Raw genomic sequence first — 16,411 nt, forward strand, 5'->3', positions numbered from 1 at the left:
ATTAATAGCTTGATTATTAAGGCTCGTTCACCAAGGTTATTTGCCCTGCCTGTTGCAACATTTGCTTGATTAAGCCGTCGATGTATGGCTTGTCGATGCTGGCAACGTTCGCTTTTACTTCCAGTATTTCTCCTACTTGATAACCATAAACGAGATCACGGTGGATCAACTCAGCGCGGCTTTTGGGGTCTTTAAAGGTATCTAACATAGCGGTTTCTAAACTGCTTTTGCGCAGGGATAATTCCGTTGCATCAACACCTTGGCTGTAATAGTTGCTGAGAATTTGCTCGACAGCGTGTTTAGCTTTGATGACATCTTTCGCTTCGGTAACAATTTGGATGCGGCAATGGCTGTAGTTGAGGCTTACCATAGGGTCGCAGACGGCATAAGGCGAGTAGGAGAGAGACAATTCTTCGCGCACTGTGTCAGTGAGCTTAACCCTTAACATACGACTGATTAAGTCTGCACCATAGGTTTGCTTTACACTGGGCGTAACGCCTTGGTAAACAAATTCCATTCTTAGATCGGCACGATTACCAAAGTTCATGTTTATCTGTCGCTCTGTTTTTTCCGTGCTTACCCACAAGGGGGCAGTGCGTGCGCTATGTTTATCTCCACTGGGTAGGCTGCCTAGGTATTGGTTAATCAATTGTTTGGCTGCACTGGGTTCAAAATCGCCAACCAAGGTGAGCTTAAAGCCATTGGCTGAGCCAAATAGGGCCGTTTTTACGTCAATCAGGTCTTGACTCGTTAGCTTATTAATACGGTAAAGCGAGATATCCTCTTCATATTTATTATTGCCATACAGGGCTTTTTTAATTAGTTTGTTTTGCGTATCAATTCTTGCAATGCGTTGATGGTCATAGAAGTTTTGTTTGATGTGTTGCAGCATTTGTTCATCTATTTTGGTTGAGCTGACGGCTTGCCTGATGCCTGCAAGGGCAACTTCAAGGTGCTCGTTGGTGGTGCTTCCTGCTAGGCCATGCTCTCCCTTATTGATGAAAGGAAGGATGTCGGTGGAATGTGCAATAAACTGCTGCACGGTCTGCTTTGCCGAATACTCACCAAGGCCGCTGGCTAATTGGACATCAGCGAGCATGGCGGCAGCGGCGCGGTATTTTGGCGCTAAACTGGTCTCGCCACCTAGCGCGGAAAAGTGGAAGTATATTTCGCCCTTATTGGTGTTATCGGGTTGCAGTAATATTTCCAAGCCATTGGCTAGGGTGAACGTCTCAATACCATATTGTGGGTAGGCCGCAGTGTTGATGATTTCACCTTGCCCTTGGATTTTGGCTGATAAATTAAAGTTCGAGGTAAATTGCTTTTCGGTGTAGGCCTTAACATCTTGCTGCTGCGCTTCACTTTGCCAAATTTCAAGTTCATAAGGCTCGGCGGCAGCATGGCTGACCTGAGTAACTTGGTATTTTTGCGGGTTGACTAACACCTGTTTGGCAAAGTCATTGACCTTAGCTAGCGTTATCTGCGCAATAAACTGCTGTTGTAGTCGTTGCTCGTCATCTTGGCTGATCGGCGTGTGCTGCTGTTGCAGTAACGTGAGGTGGCTTTCTATGATGGCTTCAGATGTGGCCTGCTTGCTTAACTGATTTAACTGACTCAGCAGGGCTAGATAGAGTTGTTTTTGTTGGTTAAGCTCTGCTTCGGTAAAACCATATAGCTGTATTTTTTTAACTTCTTTTGTTAGCCAATGAGTTACCGGTTTTATTTGTTTTTCACCATGCTCGACATTGAGAGAAAACACAACATTGTTGCCAACATAAGTTGGTATTCCGATATAGCTTTGTGCTGATAAAAAGGCGCTGTCAGCTAACTCATTAGCACGGCCTAGGCGGTCGCTGAGCATGGCATTGGTAAATTGGATCAAGTGCTCGTTAAACTTATCTTGCTCTGTGACTAGCGCTCTTTCAGGAAGCAGGTAATTAAAACTCAGTCGGCTTTGTTTAACTTTCTCGCTGCTAAAAGTGAGACCAGCGCTTTGAAATCTAGGCTCAGCAGGACGTTTTTTGACGGGAGCTTGACCTTCTAAATGGGAGAATTTTTTTTGAATTGATTGGCTAAGTTGCTCTTGATTGAAATTGCCTACGACTAATAACTCCATATTATTGGGGCGATACCAAGTGCGGTAATATTTTTTTAGCTCTGAAGCATTAAGTTCTTCTATTTGCGTCTCTGTGCCGATAAGTTGCTTAAAGTTATAGCCACTGAACTTGGACATTTTCTCCATATAGTAAGTGTCAGGATCTTGAGTATTGCCAAGTCGCGCATAATACTCGCCTTTTACCACGCCAATTTCTTTAGCCACTTCGGTTTCATCTAAGGTGATGTTTTGTGCCACATCGGATAAATACAGTAGCACCTCGTTCATTAACTCGTTGTCATTTTCAGGAATACTCAAAGTGTATACGGTGTCTTTGAAAGAAGTGTAGGCATTTAAGTCTTGACCAAAAGCGAGCCCTGATTGTTCAAATAGGGCTTTTATTTTATGTCCGGGAAAATGCTTGGTGCCGTTAAACGCCATGTGCTCAAGTAAGTGAGCGCCGCCTTTTTGCTCATATGTTTCATCAATTGCGCCCGATTTTACCCACAGGTAGATTTGCACGCGATCGCTGGTTTCATCTACCGAATACAGGCGGTACTGAAAGCCGTTATCGAGCTGATGAATTTGCCAATTGGGGTCGGGTTGTAGGGGGGTGGCAAGGGTTGGTAAACTGTATAACAGTGCAATAAGTGCAAAACACAGTGAATGGCAAAGTCTCATGCTTGGCTCCAAGGCGTAGCGGGATGGAAAGTATGAAGAAAAGATTAGTTGCTCAAGACATATTATGTCAAAGGTTTTTTTATTTTCTTTTGATTTTAATGTCGATTACATCTTTTTTGCTTAACTTTAGCGGGGTTGCGCACGATGCTTAACACAAAAAATGCTATTCATCTGTGACTTAAATGGTAGAATCCTGAAAATTTAACCTAACATGGAATGCAATTGTGTCTCTTCAGAGGTTTAAAGAATTCAATTTAAAAGGTGATGCGTTTGGTGGCGTTACTACCGCAATCGTTTCACTGCCCCTCGCGTTAGCGTTTGGTGTGGCATCTGGGGCTGGCGCGGAAGCTGGTTTGTGGGGCGCCATTCTGGTTGGCTTATTTGCTGCTTTATTTGGTGGTTCATCTTCCCTTATTTCCGAGCCAACCGGGCCGATGACAGTGATCATGACGGCGGTGTTAACCGCGATGGTGGCTAAATACCCCGAAGCGGGGGTCGCCATGAGTTTTACCGTGGTGATGATGGCGGGTCTGTTCCAAATTATTCTCGGCTCATTAAAAATGGGCAAATACATTACCTTAATGCCCTATAGCGTGATATCCGGCTTTATGTCGGGCATCGGCGTCATTCTTATCATTTTGCAGTTGTCGCCGTTAATGGGCCATGCCGCGCCTTCCGGCGGGGTGTCTGGTACGCTGATGTCGCTGCCAGAAACCATCAGTAATTTGCATTTCAATGAATTGTTTCTGGGTGGTTTAACCCTCGCGATCCTATTTTTAATGCCGAAGGCTTATCGTAAATATGTGCCCGCTCAGCTGGTGGCATTGGTGTCGGTAACGCTGCTGTCAGTGTGGTTGTTTGATATGGACAGCATTCGTCGCATTGGTGAAATTCCAAGTGGCTTGCCCAGTATTGTTTTGCCTACGTTTACCCCTGAGTTGCTTACCACCATGGTAATTGATGCTTTAGTGTTGGGTACGCTAGGTTGTATTGATACCTTGTTAACGGCCGTTATCGGTGACTCGCTCACTCGTAAAGAGCATGATTCTGACAAGGAGCTGCGCGGTCAAGGTATCGCCAATATGATTTCGGGTTTGTTTGGTGCTTTGCCGGGCGCTGGCGCGACTATGGGCACGGTTGTTAACATTCAAGTGGGTGCGCGCTCTCCGCTGTCTGGGGTTATTCGTGCCTTAGTATTGGCGTTAGTGGTATTGGTTGCTGGCGGTTTAACCGAGCCAATTCCGATGTCGGTACTGGCCGGTATTGCGGTTTACGTTGGCTTTAATATCCTTGATTGGAGCTTTTTACAACGCGCTCATAAAGTGAGTATGCAAAGTACGGTTATTATGTATGGCGTGATGTTACTGACCGTTTTTGTTGATTTGATAGTGGCGGTGGGATTAGGGGTATTTATTTCTAATATCATCATCATTGAGCGTTTAAGTCGCGAGCAAGCAAAACAAGTTAAAGCCATCAGTGATGCTGAAGATGATGTGCCATTAACGCCGGAAGAGCGTGATTTGTTAGACCAAACCAACGGTAAGGTGTTGTTCTTTTATCTGTCTGGTCCGATGATTTTTAGTGTCTCAAAAGCCATTACTCGCCAGCACAGCAGTATCAATAAATACCAGGCGATGATCTTAGATTTAAGCGATGTGCCGATGATAGATGTCACAGTGGCATTGGCCTTGGAAAACGCAATTAAAGATGCATTAGAAGCGCGTTGTCAGGTCTTTATTTTGTGCCCCCACAAGGATACGCAAGCACAGCTTGATCGCCTTTCTGTCTCCGAGATGGTGCCGAAATCGCAGTTCTTAGACTCACGCCAAGCGGCGCTAGAAGCGGCTTTGGATGTGGTGCAAGGCGAGCGCTTACGCCTGTCTAATAAAATGGCTTAGCCAACAGGGATTCACAGCTGATTGTTAGCTTGTTCACATTAAGCCTAAAACCTTGGCGGTTTTAGGTTTTTTTTGTATCTAAAACTAAATTTTTTGTCAAAATGAGCCGCTTAAGTAGTGGTAAGTCATCTTGATTTTGATTGAACGAGTATCCAAGGCAGGGATGCCTTGATTTAAGCCTACATGGATGTATTTACGGCGTCTCGTGAAACAAGAGCAAGATGGCTTGGATGCAGAGTTAAGCCTGATTAAAAATCATAAGGGATGATTAATGGAACAAGTTGAGCTGAAATATAAAAGCCGAGTAGCGTCGGCGTTGTTGGCGATTATTGGTGGCTCGTTGGGCTTGCACCGGTTTTTTCTCGGCCAATGGTGGGGCGTGTTTTACTTGTTATTTAGCTGGACTTTGATTCCTGCGATTGTTGGTTTAATTGAAGGCATTGTGTTTTTAGCCACGGATCAGCAGCAATGGAATAATAAATACAATCAGGGCCGCCAGCTGGGCAATGAGGGTGGCACTGTGCTTATTTTGGTGATGGTGTTATTGCCTTTCGTCTCGGTGCCCGTGATCGGTATCTTGGCGGCGATTTCGATCCCTGCTTATCAAGATTACACCATTAAAGCGAATGCTGGTATGGGCCATGCGCAGGCGCAGTTAGTGCAAGCAAAAATAGCTGCTTATGTTGCACAAGAGCAAGTATTGCCAGCCGATAACGAAGCGATTGATGTGGTGCGTTACCCAGATAACAAAGCGATAGCGTTGCTTGATGTCTATAACGGGCGCATTAGAGTGGAATTTACTCCAGAATCTAAGTTGACAGGTGCGTTGATTTATCAGGCGAGCTTAAATGGTGATCAAGTTGAATGGGATTGCACCGGTTCAACGCTTGCGGTTAAGTACTTGCCGCCGCCTTGCCGCTAAATTAGCTGCTGCTTTTCAAACGTGAGATATAAAAAACCGGCTATGTAAGCCGGTTTTTTTGCCAATCCGCTAATTAATCCGAATCTTGGATAAGCGAAATAGTATGCTTTCCTGCAAAAACGCTGTGAATATGTCCCTATAAGCTTTGCGTTTTCATCCCTGAAAACGAAATTTTGCCGTAAAACATACTTTATCTGGCAGCGTTAGGCTTAAACAGAACTGAGGTTAATTAAGCAAGTGCATCTTGTAGCGGCGGTACCACTTGTTTTTTACGGCTTAATACGCCGTCTAGCCAAACGCGACCATCTACTGGCGCTTTACCGTAGGCACGCTCAACAACGCTCACATCATCACTTACTACTAGTAGCTCTGAGCCTTCTTTCATGATGTCTGTTAGCAGTAGCATTACGCTGTGACGTTTGCCTTCTTCTTTTAATGCTGCGATGTCAGCCTCTAGGTCAGCTTTGATTTCATCAAACACAGACAGGTCAATCACTTCTAACTGGCCAATACCGATTAGGTTGCCATTCATGTTGAAATCTTTGAAGTCACGCATCACAAGGTCGCGCGCTGGGGTGCCGTCAACAGCTGATTTTACTCTAAACATTTCCATGCCGAGTTCTTTAAAATCTGCAATACCTGCGATTTCTGCAAGGGCTTCAACACATTTAATGTCGGCCGTGGTACAAGTAGGAGATTTGAAGATAACCGTGTCACTTAAGATGGCACACATCATAATGCCCGCGATATTGGCTGGAATTTCAACGTTGTGAAAGTCGTACATCATTTTAATAATGGTGTTACTACAACCGACAGGGCGGATCCAACACTCAAGGGGGGTTGATGTGGTGAGGTCGCCTAGTTTGTGATGGTCAACAATGCCAACGATAGTGGCTTGGTCGATATCATCTGGCGCTTGAGTCAGTTCTGAGTGATCAACAATGTAAACTTCTTCACCGGCGTAGCTGGTTTTGTATTCAGGTGCTTCAAAACCAAATTTTTCTAAGATAAATGCAGTTTCAGGTGATAGCTCACCTAAACGTGCTGGCACTGATGCTTCACCAATTTGATTTTTTAGGTAAGCAAGGGCGATAGCGCCACAAATAGAATCTGAATCTGGGATTTTATGACCCACTACATAAACTGGCATGGTGTAACTCTCCTTTAATTTTCGGCGATTTTAACAAAGTTTACATCTGTTCGGAAATCATTATCGGCTTAAAAAGTAGCAAAAATGTTACGACTTAACCGTTTATACTAGGGGATGCTTGCTTAATATCCACTGGTACAAGTTAGCAACATCATCAGCATTACATAGCTGAGTGCCATGGTTCATAGTGGCGGCAGTGCCTGCAGCCACGCCTAAACGCGCCGCTTCGCGAAGGGTTTTTCCTTGTGCTAGTGCCATGCTAACGGCGCCAACCATGCTGTCGCCAGCACCTACGGTACTATTCTTTTTGACCCTTGGTGGCACGATTTGTTCACAAATATCGTTACTGACAAGGAGCGCGCCTTGTGGCCCTAATGACACTAATACCACCTCGGCTTTACCTTGGTTGATAATTTCTCGCGCCTTTTGCTCTAGCTCTTCGGGCACAATCAGTTCTGAGCCAGTTAGCAATGCGAGCTCGTTGGCGTTGGGTTTGATAAGATATAACCCACCTTGTGCGACCGCTTTCTCAAGGGCAGGGCCTGAGGCATCAAAAATCACTTTAATCTGCTGGCTTTGGCAATAGTTAACAATGTCGGCAACCAAGTCACCGGGCATGCCTTCGGCTAAGCTACCGCTGATCACGCAGTAATCGGCATCTTGATGTTGCGCTAGTTGTGCTAACAGTTGTTGTTGCTCGTCAGCTGAAAGCGACGCGCCGGGCATAATAAAACGGTATTGTGCGTTATCGTTGGGCGTGACTACATTAAGGTTTTGTCTGGTCCAAGTTGCGCAGGTTGATGGCTGGCAAGTGATGCCTTCTTGTTCAAGTAATTGGGTTAAGTGCTCGCCCGTTGAGCCGCCGGCGGGATAAATAGCCACTGAATCGCCACCTAGTTTTTTAATGGCGCGAGACACGTTAATGCCACCGCCACCGGGCTCAAACACGGGGTCAGTACAGCGTAGTTTCGCTTCGGCAATGATACGCGGGGTAGTGGATGCGCAATCTAGCGCGGGGTTAGCGGTAATGGTGACTATTTTTTGCATTTGGCTGATTCCTAAACTGAAACAGCCTTAATCATGTAATGGTTAGTAGCCTTGTGTCTATTAATATATACCCAATCAACCTGGAGAGGCTTGAAACATGCATCTTCAAGTTGATTGGGTATAGTAAATAATTTAGCGCAAAGTGGGGCCTTAACGCTAAATAAAGCATTTAAGTTATTTGCGGGTGTAACAACTGCTTAGATGTTGATCGACGGCGTTAAGAATATCACGGCGCGCAATGATGCCGATCAGTTTTCCATCTTCTACCACGGGGTAAGTTTTTGGTTTTTGCCCGAGCATTTTATTGGCTAAATCTAACACGTTATCTAGCGGAGACACGCTCAAAACTTGCTCATTCTTAATGTCACCGACCAGTGCCGTTTCGTCACAGTGATAGCTGGACTTGAGCATTTTGTCTAAGCAGTCTTGTTCTGAGATCCAACCGATTACCTGTTTATGTTCATTGATGACAGGGGCGCCAATTTGATGCGACTGCAGTAAGCTATGTACGGCCACAGCAATTGACGTTTCGTTGGTGAAACTAACCACTTTTTTGCTCATGAAATCTTTTACTAACAATGCAGGCATAAGGCCTCCTGATATAACTTGTTAATCGAATTGATTAAGTTAACTTGAGTGTACGCTTTACGTTGATTAGGTAAATTGGGTTGTTTCTACTAGTTTAATAGGTTTTGGCTATTGATTTGAAGCGCTGCTTTTAAATCCAGCATCACAGAAGTTGTGGTGAGTTTCGGGTATGATTTTGTTACTTTATTTTTATCAATAGTTTAAGGAACAATTAATGAGTAACGAAATATCTCAAGGTGTGACTGAAATAAGCCAAGATTCAAAGAACATGGCGTTGATTGGTTGGGTGGCAACTATCTTTTTTGGTTTTATTCCTTGCTTGATTTTGTATTTAGTTAAAACCGATGATGCTTACATTAAAGATCAAGCTAAAGAGGCGCTAAACTGGTCTATTACGGTGGCTATCGCTTATGTGGTGGCATTTATCTTAAGTATTATTGTTATTGGTGCATTATTGATTCCTGTGATTGCTATTTGTAACCTTATCTTTTGTATTATGGGGGCGATTGCAGCCTCAAAAGGCGAGCAATTCCGAGTGCCATTTACGTTACGTTTCTTAAAGTAATAGACGATAGTCAAACAGACTTAATGGCGCGAGTTTCGCGCCATTTTTATTGGGAGTGCGATGATGAGTAAGCATGAAAAGTTAAACTATGTTGAATTTCCGGCCAAAGATTTAGCATTAACAAAAGCTTTTTTTAGTCAAGTCTTTGGTTGGACATTTACGGATTTTGGCCCTGAATATACGGCTTTCTCTGGTCAAGGGCTAGACGGTGGATTTTACCAAGCTGAGTTGGCTAGCCACTCTGACCGCGGTGGTGCGTTATTGGTTTTTTACAGTAATGATATTAATAAGACATTAGCAAAAGTAGAGCAGGCTGGCGGGGTGGTTAACCGGCCTATTTTTGGGTTTCCTGGTGGTTGTCGCTTTCATTTTATTGAGCCCAGTGGTAATGAATTTGCGGTTTGGTCTGAGTCGCAAGACTGATCGATTAAGGTTTTCATAACGTAGACACCGCGTTGCTAGCATGCGATATTGCATCTCCACAGTGTCACTTGCCATGGCAGGTTGTTTTTATTGATTAAGGAAAATCATATGAGCCAAGCACATTCTTATAATCGTCAGATTTTATTGAACTCTCGTCCTGTTGGCGCGCCAACGCCAGACAACTTTATTGTTAATGAAACGCAAATCCCTGAGCCGAAAGCCGGTGAAATTCTACTGCGTACTATTTACCTTTCACTTGACCCTTATATGCGTGGACGCATGAACGACACCGAATCTTATGCGCCGCCAGTGGGCTTAAAAGAAGTGATGGTGGGGGCGACCATGTCGCAAGTGGTGCGTAGCAACAATGATAAATTCGAGTTAGGCGACTGGGTGTTATCTTACAGTGGTTGGCAGGACTATGCGGTGTCCAATGGTGAAGGTTTGTTTAATTTGGGCAAAAATCCTGCTCACCCATCTTATGCGCTGGGCATTTTAGGTATGCCTGGTTTTACGGCTTATATGGGCTTGATGGACATAGGTAAACCCAAAGCTGGTGATACCTTAGTGGTGGCGGCTGCAACGGGGCCTGTAGGTGCAACCGTTGGGCAAATTGCTAAGTTGCAAGGCTGTAAAGTGGTTGGTATTGCAGGCGGCGCAGAAAAATGTGCTCACGCTAAAGATGAATTAGGCTTTGATGCGTGTATTGATCACAACGCGAAAGATTTTGCTGACCAACTCAATAAAGCGTGTGACAAAGGCATCGATATTTATTTTGAGAATGTAGGCGGTAAGGTGTTTGATGCCGTGTTGCCGTTACTTAATACGGGCGCTCGCGTGCCTGTGTGTGGTTTAGTGTCGCAATATAATGCCACAGAGCTGCCTGCTGGGCCTGATCGTCTATCACAATTAATGGGTACTATTTTAGTTAAACGCTTAACAGTGAAAGGCTTTATTATTTTTGATGATTACGGTCACTGCTACGATGGTTTTGTTCCTGTGATGGATCAATGGTTGAAGTCAGGACAGGTGAAATATAAAGAGCACCTTTATGAAGGATTAGAGTCTGTAGTACCTGCTTTTATTGGCATGCTGCAAGGTGATAATTTTGGTAAGGTCGTGGTGCAGTTAAACTCGGCGGTATAATCCTATCGCTTATCAGGCAAGATTTAATCACTTGCCTGATGTTGAAATTGTATGACTGTCACATAAGCCTCAAAAAAGAGGCTTTTTTTTCGCTTTATTTCACAGCTCATCTTCCTTATTCCCCATTCATCGCAAACTTTTCCTACACTTTGACTTATTACTAAATAGCACCAGCATGGGCTGAAACTTAATCATGAGTTGTAAAGGATTATTCGGACAGGAAGCTTGGGTTCGCTATATCAGCGAACATGAAATGCCAGTATTACGAGATACAGTGGCTAAATTAGAGCAAATTGCCAAGGACGACACCGCTTCATTATCGCAGCTTGGGCAAGCTATTTTACATGATCATGGGTTAACTGCTCGGATCTTGAGGATCTCCAATAGTGCTTGCTATAACCGTGGTCGACAACAGGTTACAACGGTGAGCCGAGCCGTAGTGATGCTAGGTTTTAAAGCCATTAAACAAATTTGTATTACCGCGCAAATGCTTGACACTTTACTGGCTGATCATCGAATGGACCCTAACGTTTACCAACGTTTAGTTTTGCTTATTGCTCGCTCTTTACTGGCTGGAATGCTAGTAAAAAAATTACTGCATAAAAATGATGCCGATACCCAAGAAGAATATTTTTTAGCAGCCTTAATGCGACGTTTAGGCGAAGCGGCGTTTTGGCGCAGTAACAGCGATGTAGCTATTTTTCTCGATGAGCAATTACGTTTTGCAGAGCAGCATCATAAATCGATAGAGTACCAACAGGGCCTAGTTCGAGACTTATTAGGGACTTCTTTTGAGCGTATGAGCCAAGGGTTAGCGACAAGTTGGCATCTCGGTGCAACAGTAGAAGCCTCTCTTGCTGACGAGCCAGAGAAAAACTATTTAATGCGCGCATTAATGCTGGCCGATGGCTTGAGTGCGGAATTAATCTCTATTCACCCCAACGGCAAAAAAAAGCAGCAATATGAAGCTAAAATCGGCCAGCTGCTGGGCGTTGGGCCACAAACGGTGGAAAAAGAAATTCAATCTTGTCAGCAAGGCACCATTGAGCTAATGAATGCTTATGGTGCAGGGCGTTTAGTTAAATACCTTAATGTGAAAGATATGGTGTTGCCTGCTGATTCAGAGATTGCGGTAAGCAATGAAGCATTGCAATTAAAAATTTTACATGAGTTAACCAATATGGCCGTTGAGAAGGTTGACATCAATATGGTGATGCATTCAGCCCTTGAAGGTATCTATCGCGGTATCGGTATGGATACGGTATTGATATTTATGCTGACACGCGATCGACGCGGCCTAAAACCTCGCTTTGTATCAGGCAAAGATTCAGTGCACCTTAAAGATGATTTTGAAGTGGAAATTGGGCGTGAAAAGAATTTATTTGCCCATAGCTTGCAGTCTTTTGAGCCTATTTGGTGTCGTTCACATCATGATAAGTGGCAGCGTTTTATTAGCGCTAAGCTACTTAAGCTAACCCCCGAGAGCGGTTTTTTCATAGCTCCTTTGGCGGTGGAAAAACGCAGTATTGGCTTAGTATATGCGGATAGAAAGCTGGGGCACATTGAATTAGAAGAAACTTCGTTTGTGGCTTTTCAACATTTTGTTCAGCAAACTAATTTATGCTTAACCAAAATGATGCACCCAAATGGATAAGTTTCAGTTATGATTTGCCAACTTATTGGTGGTGCTAAGGTGAGAAATGACCGAACTAGAAAAAATGCAGCTGGATGTAGAATTCGATCCAGATGCCCACGAGATTCAAGTGTTACGCCATCAAACGTTTACATTAATACAGCAGTTTAATCGCACCTTTGCCCCGAAAGGGCGCGCCTTAGCTAAGAAAATTTTTGCCAAGGTTGGTTCTCAAACTATTATTACCCCGCCTTTTTTATGCGAGTTTGGCAAGACGATTAGCATCGGCGACCGTTGTTTTATCAATATGGGCGTGACCATGTTAGATAATGCGCCAATCACCATAGGTAATAATGTCTTAATCGGCCCTTCAAGCCAGCTCTATACTGCATCTCATCCCCTTGATTTTAAAAAACGTAGGCAATGGGAATGTTGTAATTTACCGATAGTGGTTGAAGATGATGTTTGGATTGGCGGTAATGTGGTTATTTGCCAGGGGGTTACAATCGGTGCGCGCTCAGTTGTTGCCGCCGGCGCGGTAGTCACCAAAGATGTTGCTCCTGACTCTTTAGTGGCAGGAGTGCCTGCAAAGCTGATAAAGCGTATTGAATCAAACAATGACAATAATATTGGAGAGTAAACATTAATGGCTTGGATAAACATGAAAAAAGGCATAGTTGTAGGCCTAGCTCTATTAGCCAGTGCGTGTAGTCAAACTTATTCGCTGTCAGAGCAAGAAGTGGCGAGTTATATCAATGACCAGGTTAGCTTTAAGCATGAAGATGGGATTCCTGGTATTCTTTATGTTAAAGCTGAATTGGGCAAGGTTGCCGTTAAATTCGGTAGAGAGCAGGCCGATGCACTGCAAGTGTCAGGCACTTCTAGCCTAGAGCTACAAAACCCGCTGCGCCCATTTAAAGGCTCTGTTACCGTCGACTTTAGTGCTAAGCCTTGGTACAACCAGAAAGAAGGGGCGGTATATTTAAAGGATGTTACTTTAACTAATGTTTCCTCCGACCCGGCTGATTTAGGCAGTGAGGTGGCGAAGTTGGTCCCTCAGGTTTCTCAAGCATTGCAGATGTTTTTACAAACGCAGCCTATTTATGTTTTAGATGAACAAGACATGAATCAAGCCATGATTAAGAAAGTGGGCAAAGAGATAGTAATTAAGCCCGGTAAAATTGAATTTTTGATGGGGCTGTAGTTGTAGTTTATTTGTACTAGCTCTTCTTTATTGATTTGAACTCGATAGGTACCACTTTGGTATGAATTTCAAAGTGGCTTTTCGGAGTGAGTGTTAACCTAGATTTAATTAGGGTCGTTTCGTTGTGATTCAGCCTCGATAAATTTTTGCTCTAGCAGGGCGTATTCATTTTTCGCTCGGGTGAGCTCTGCGGCTAAATCGGTGGAGTCTTCCGCGCTATCAAGTAGCTCTAAAAACTGCTTTTCAATAAAATCTTTTTCTCGCACGATGCGACTCAGCTCTGCCTGCCCTTCGGCGAGTTGTTTTTTCAGGGTTGTTGTTTCATCTTTTTGGCTACTTTGCTGAAGTCGCGCTAACTCTTGCTCTAGTGAGTCGACACTCATTTTGTATTGGGTGATATCTTGTTCGGCCGCGCTTAGTTTTTCGGTGAGTTGCTGGCATTCAATGCCGACGGCTTCGGCGTGAGCTTCCATTTGCGCTTGCTCTTCGGCGCTGGTAGTGGATTTATTGACCGCTTCATCTAATAGTTTTTTTAGTTTCTGTTCTTGTTCATTTGCTTCTTTACTGAAGTTATCAAACTTTAAGTAACTCTCGTTAAGTGCCGCCGTCATTTCATCAATTATTTCACCTGACTCGGTGGCTTGCTGCTTTAACCGGATGATATGTTCCGTGATATTTTGGTGGGTGCCTTTCGTTTCAGCAGGCAATTCAGAAATATCAGCAACTTGTTTTATTAGTTTTATTTGTGCTTGATAAACTTGACTGAGTTTGTCGATTTTTAATTGGCTTTGTTTCAACGCATCCCGTAATTCTTGTGGCTCAGGCGTACTGCCTTTTGCTTTTAACGCCTGAGTAAGCTTGGCAATAGTTAGTTGGGCCTGCTCGAGTTGCTCTTGTAATCGTTTTTTACCTTGTTTTTGCCAATAGAATAGCCCTCCTAACACAATGAGAAAAAACAGTGCCATTTCGATAACAAAAATGGTCATAAAGTGGTCATCATGCATTGTGCTACTCTTGAATAATAAGAAATATTTACCTTACTTAGCATAATGCAAAAATCGAACTTTAGCCGATTTGGGGCGTTTCAATATGCAACAAGCTGATTTTGATCAGACAGTAAGCGCTCTGTGGCAGCATTTTTGTCCGGTCGTATTGGTTCGTTTTGATTTCGCCAAGCATCAAAAGTATTTGAGTGGTTTAGATAGGCTAGTCAGTGTGACCTTTGAGCCTAGTCAGCAAAGTGTGCTGTTGGCTAGCAGCCAGCCTGCCGCTCGGTCTTTAGCGGATGTAATGTTTGATTTAGGCAGTGAGCCAGCCAGTCAAGTTCAGCTTGATGACGCTTTAGGTGAGATGGTTAATATTATCGCTGGGCATCTGAAAACAGCACTGGCGCTAAATGATGAAATGACGTTGCCAAATAAAATATGGTCACCAGTGAATGTTGCTGAGCTGATTATGCAAAGGGACTCGCTTGGCTGTTTGTTATTCATTAGTCATGCGCCCGTTTATGTGATGCTAGTAAAGGACGCTGGAGCGCTTCGCTCAGCTGCAGGAGATGTTGAATGAAAATACTGATTGTAGATGACAGCAAGGCAATGCAAGCCATTGTGAGGCGTTCATTAAAAGCTTGCGGTTACGGTGGTTGCGATACTCAACTGGCTTCTGATGGTGTTGAAGCTTTAGCTATCATTAAACAGTGGCAGCCTGATATTGTGTTATCTGATTGGTATATGCCAAAAATGACGGGACTTGAGCTGCTTCAGGCCGTGAAAGAGCAGGGAATTAAGGTCAAAATAGGCTTTGTTACTTCTGAAACTGCTAAGGTGAAATTAAAGCAAGCCCTTGCCGCTGGTGCGGAGTTTGTTTTAAGCAAACCGTTTGAAGATGAAGCCTTGCATCAAGCCATGTTACCGCTGCTGGATGAAAATGATGACGGCGATACAGAGGTGGTTAAAGCTAGCGCTTCGGCTTGTTTATCTCAAGAAATTCAAGATCGGATCCTATTACCGAGAGTGAACGCTATCGACACTGTTTTTAATGCTTTTTCGGTGAAAGAGTTGTTATTAGAGGCGGTGCCGGGCAGTGCATTTCACGGGCGCTGGTTACCCTGTTTTTTGGCTATGTTTGTTGATGGCGGAAAAAAGGTGCGCGCCGTAGCGGTCATTGACTTTGCGGGTTTAGTGGTTCTTGGTGCCGGTATGGATGGTTTAGAGGATGCTCAAACCCACGAAATTATAAAGAAAAAATCGGTGCCTAAAGCCATGATGGCTAATGTAAACCAAGTCTTTAAGGTGTTAGGTGCGAGTATGGTAGAGCAAAAAACAGGATGCTGCCTGACCTTACAAAGTGTTAATTTTGCCGCGAAATCTATGCCTAAATTGGAAAAAATGTTCAATAAACCCAACTCGGAACGGGTGGATGTGGAGCTAGCCGTACTTGGCTATGGGCAAGGTTATTTAACCTTGGTTTGTTCTTAAATGTGGTAACACTTAACCTCAGTTTTGCTTATCCAAAACTCGGGTTACTTAACTGCAAAAACGATCCCGCCATTGATGAAAAGGAGGAGTATTCTGGCCATGGCGCCTTAGAAATTGCGACAGGTGAAAATCTTCAAGGTCAATTTAAAGTCAATTTATCTTTTTATAAGTTCATTTCTTTTAATAAGTTATACCGTTTTTTACTTCTATGTATGGTCAAATTTATTGTGATAACACACATTGTTATTGTTAATCATTCTTATTTTGATTTATAATTTGTTTAATTTCTCAGCAAGTTTGATAAGTAGGGCTCTCATCGTGTATATCTGCATTTGTAAAGGGATCACCGATAAAACCATTCGCGAGGCGGTTGCCACGGGAAAAAGCTTTAGCGCCCTCAAACGCGAGCTAGGCTTATCTGCGCAATGTGGCGTTTGCGTGGCGGATGCCATTTCTTTGATTAAAAAAGAGCAATTGCAATATCAAGGTCAGGCTTATGCTGCTAATGTTCGCGCTGCCCACGATCAAAGTATTGCGATTAAGCAGGTAGCATAAAAATGGACTCACGAAGAGCCCATTTTA

At 43.8% G+C, this 16,411-nt stretch carries 16 protein-coding genes; 11 read left to right on the forward strand and 5 right to left on the reverse strand.

Annotated features, from left to right (window positions below; translation table 11 throughout):
- Window positions 1–16: 16 nt before the first annotated feature.
- Window positions 17–2,776 (reverse strand): pitrilysin family protein, encoded by a 2,760-nt coding sequence (locus tag Q4519_RS00255; RefSeq protein ID WP_303508258.1) that lies wholly within the window; start codon window positions 2,774–2,776, stop codon window positions 17–19.
- Window positions 2,777–2,997: 221 nt separating this feature from the next.
- Between Q4519_RS00255 and Q4519_RS00260 the strand changes: the two genes are divergently transcribed.
- Both Q4519_RS00260 and Q4519_RS00265 read left to right on the forward strand, forming a co-directional pair.
- Window positions 2,998–4,674, forward strand: a complete 1,677-nt coding sequence (locus Q4519_RS00260) for a SulP family inorganic anion transporter (protein WP_232800045.1) — start codon at window positions 2,998–3,000, stop codon at window positions 4,672–4,674.
- 271 nt (window positions 4,675–4,945) lie between these two features.
- A complete protein-coding gene (locus tag Q4519_RS00265) occupies window positions 4,946–5,596 on the forward strand; it encodes an NINE protein (protein WP_303508261.1) in 651 nt (216 codons plus the stop codon).
- A gap of 229 nt (window positions 5,597–5,825) precedes the next feature.
- On the opposite strand, the gene Q4519_RS00270 is transcribed toward Q4519_RS00265, so the two are convergent.
- The 3 genes from Q4519_RS00270 to Q4519_RS00280 form a co-directional block, all read right to left on the reverse strand.
- Window positions 5,826–6,746 (reverse strand): manganese-dependent inorganic pyrophosphatase, encoded by a 921-nt coding sequence (locus Q4519_RS00270; RefSeq protein WP_232800000.1) that lies wholly within the window; start codon window positions 6,744–6,746, stop codon window positions 5,826–5,828.
- A 102-nt stretch (window positions 6,747–6,848) separates the two neighbouring features.
- Window positions 6,849–7,793 carry a 6-phosphofructokinase II gene (gene pfkB, locus Q4519_RS00275; RefSeq protein WP_303508266.1) on the reverse strand — a complete coding sequence of 315 codons (945 nt, stop codon included), beginning with the start codon at window positions 7,791–7,793 and terminating at the stop codon, window positions 6,849–6,851.
- A gap of 174 nt (window positions 7,794–7,967) precedes the next feature.
- Complete coding sequence (locus tag Q4519_RS00280) at window positions 7,968–8,381, reverse strand: CBS domain-containing protein (protein ID WP_303508270.1); 414 nt, start codon at window positions 8,379–8,381, stop codon at window positions 7,968–7,970.
- 214 nt (window positions 8,382–8,595) lie between these two features.
- Here Q4519_RS00280 and Q4519_RS00285 point away from each other — a divergent pair, with 214 nt between their 5' ends.
- From Q4519_RS00285 to Q4519_RS00310, 6 genes are all read left to right on the forward strand, one after another.
- Window positions 8,596–8,946: a DUF4870 domain-containing protein gene (locus Q4519_RS00285; RefSeq protein WP_232799997.1), complete on the forward strand. Its 351-nt coding sequence runs from the start codon at window positions 8,596–8,598 to the stop codon at window positions 8,944–8,946.
- A gap of 63 nt (window positions 8,947–9,009) precedes the next feature.
- Window positions 9,010–9,369, forward strand: coding sequence for a VOC family protein (locus Q4519_RS00290; protein ID WP_232800044.1), 360 nt, complete (start codon window positions 9,010–9,012; stop codon window positions 9,367–9,369).
- A 108-nt stretch (window positions 9,370–9,477) separates the two neighbouring features.
- Window positions 9,478–10,515 carry an NADP-dependent oxidoreductase gene (locus tag Q4519_RS00295; RefSeq protein WP_303508277.1) on the forward strand — a complete coding sequence of 346 codons (1,038 nt, stop codon included), beginning with the start codon at window positions 9,478–9,480 and terminating at the stop codon, window positions 10,513–10,515.
- A 193-nt stretch (window positions 10,516–10,708) separates the two neighbouring features.
- On the forward strand, window positions 10,709–12,169 hold the full coding sequence (locus tag Q4519_RS00300) for an HDOD domain-containing protein (protein ID WP_303508280.1): 1,461 nt from the start codon (window positions 10,709–10,711) through the stop codon (window positions 12,167–12,169).
- A gap of 46 nt (window positions 12,170–12,215) precedes the next feature.
- A complete protein-coding gene (locus Q4519_RS00305; RefSeq protein ID WP_303508283.1) occupies window positions 12,216–12,788 on the forward strand; it encodes a sugar O-acetyltransferase in 573 nt (190 codons plus the stop codon).
- A gap of 21 nt (window positions 12,789–12,809) precedes the next feature.
- Entirely contained in the window at window positions 12,810–13,352 is a 543-nt protein-coding gene (locus Q4519_RS00310) for a DUF1439 domain-containing protein (RefSeq protein ID WP_303508285.1), read from the forward strand.
- 104 nt (window positions 13,353–13,456) lie between these two features.
- On the opposite strand, the gene Q4519_RS00315 is transcribed toward Q4519_RS00310, so the two are convergent.
- Window positions 13,457–14,356, reverse strand: coding sequence for a hypothetical protein (locus tag Q4519_RS00315; RefSeq protein WP_303508286.1), 900 nt, complete (start codon window positions 14,354–14,356; stop codon window positions 13,457–13,459).
- 85 nt (window positions 14,357–14,441) lie between these two features.
- Here Q4519_RS00315 and Q4519_RS00320 point away from each other — a divergent pair, with 85 nt between their 5' ends.
- The 3 genes from Q4519_RS00320 to Q4519_RS00330 all read left to right on the forward strand — a co-directional run bounded on the left by Q4519_RS00320 (window position 14,442) and on the right by Q4519_RS00330 (window position 16,384).
- Window positions 14,442–14,918: a chemotaxis protein CheX gene (locus Q4519_RS00320; RefSeq protein WP_303508287.1), complete on the forward strand. Its 477-nt coding sequence runs from the start codon at window positions 14,442–14,444 to the stop codon at window positions 14,916–14,918.
- Window positions 14,915–15,829, forward strand: a complete 915-nt coding sequence (locus Q4519_RS00325; RefSeq protein ID WP_303508290.1) for a response regulator — start codon at window positions 14,915–14,917, stop codon at window positions 15,827–15,829. The genes Q4519_RS00320 and Q4519_RS00325 overlap by 4 nt, the downstream gene beginning before the upstream one ends.
- A gap of 318 nt (window positions 15,830–16,147) precedes the next feature.
- Window positions 16,148–16,384, forward strand: coding sequence for a (2Fe-2S)-binding protein (locus Q4519_RS00330; RefSeq protein WP_232799989.1), 237 nt, complete (start codon window positions 16,148–16,150; stop codon window positions 16,382–16,384).
- Window positions 16,385–16,411: the final 27 nt, after the last annotated feature.

The organism is Motilimonas sp. 1_MG-2023, assembly GCF_030547455.1.
GTDB lineage: Bacteria > Pseudomonadota > Gammaproteobacteria > Enterobacterales > CBDFNC01 > Motilimonas.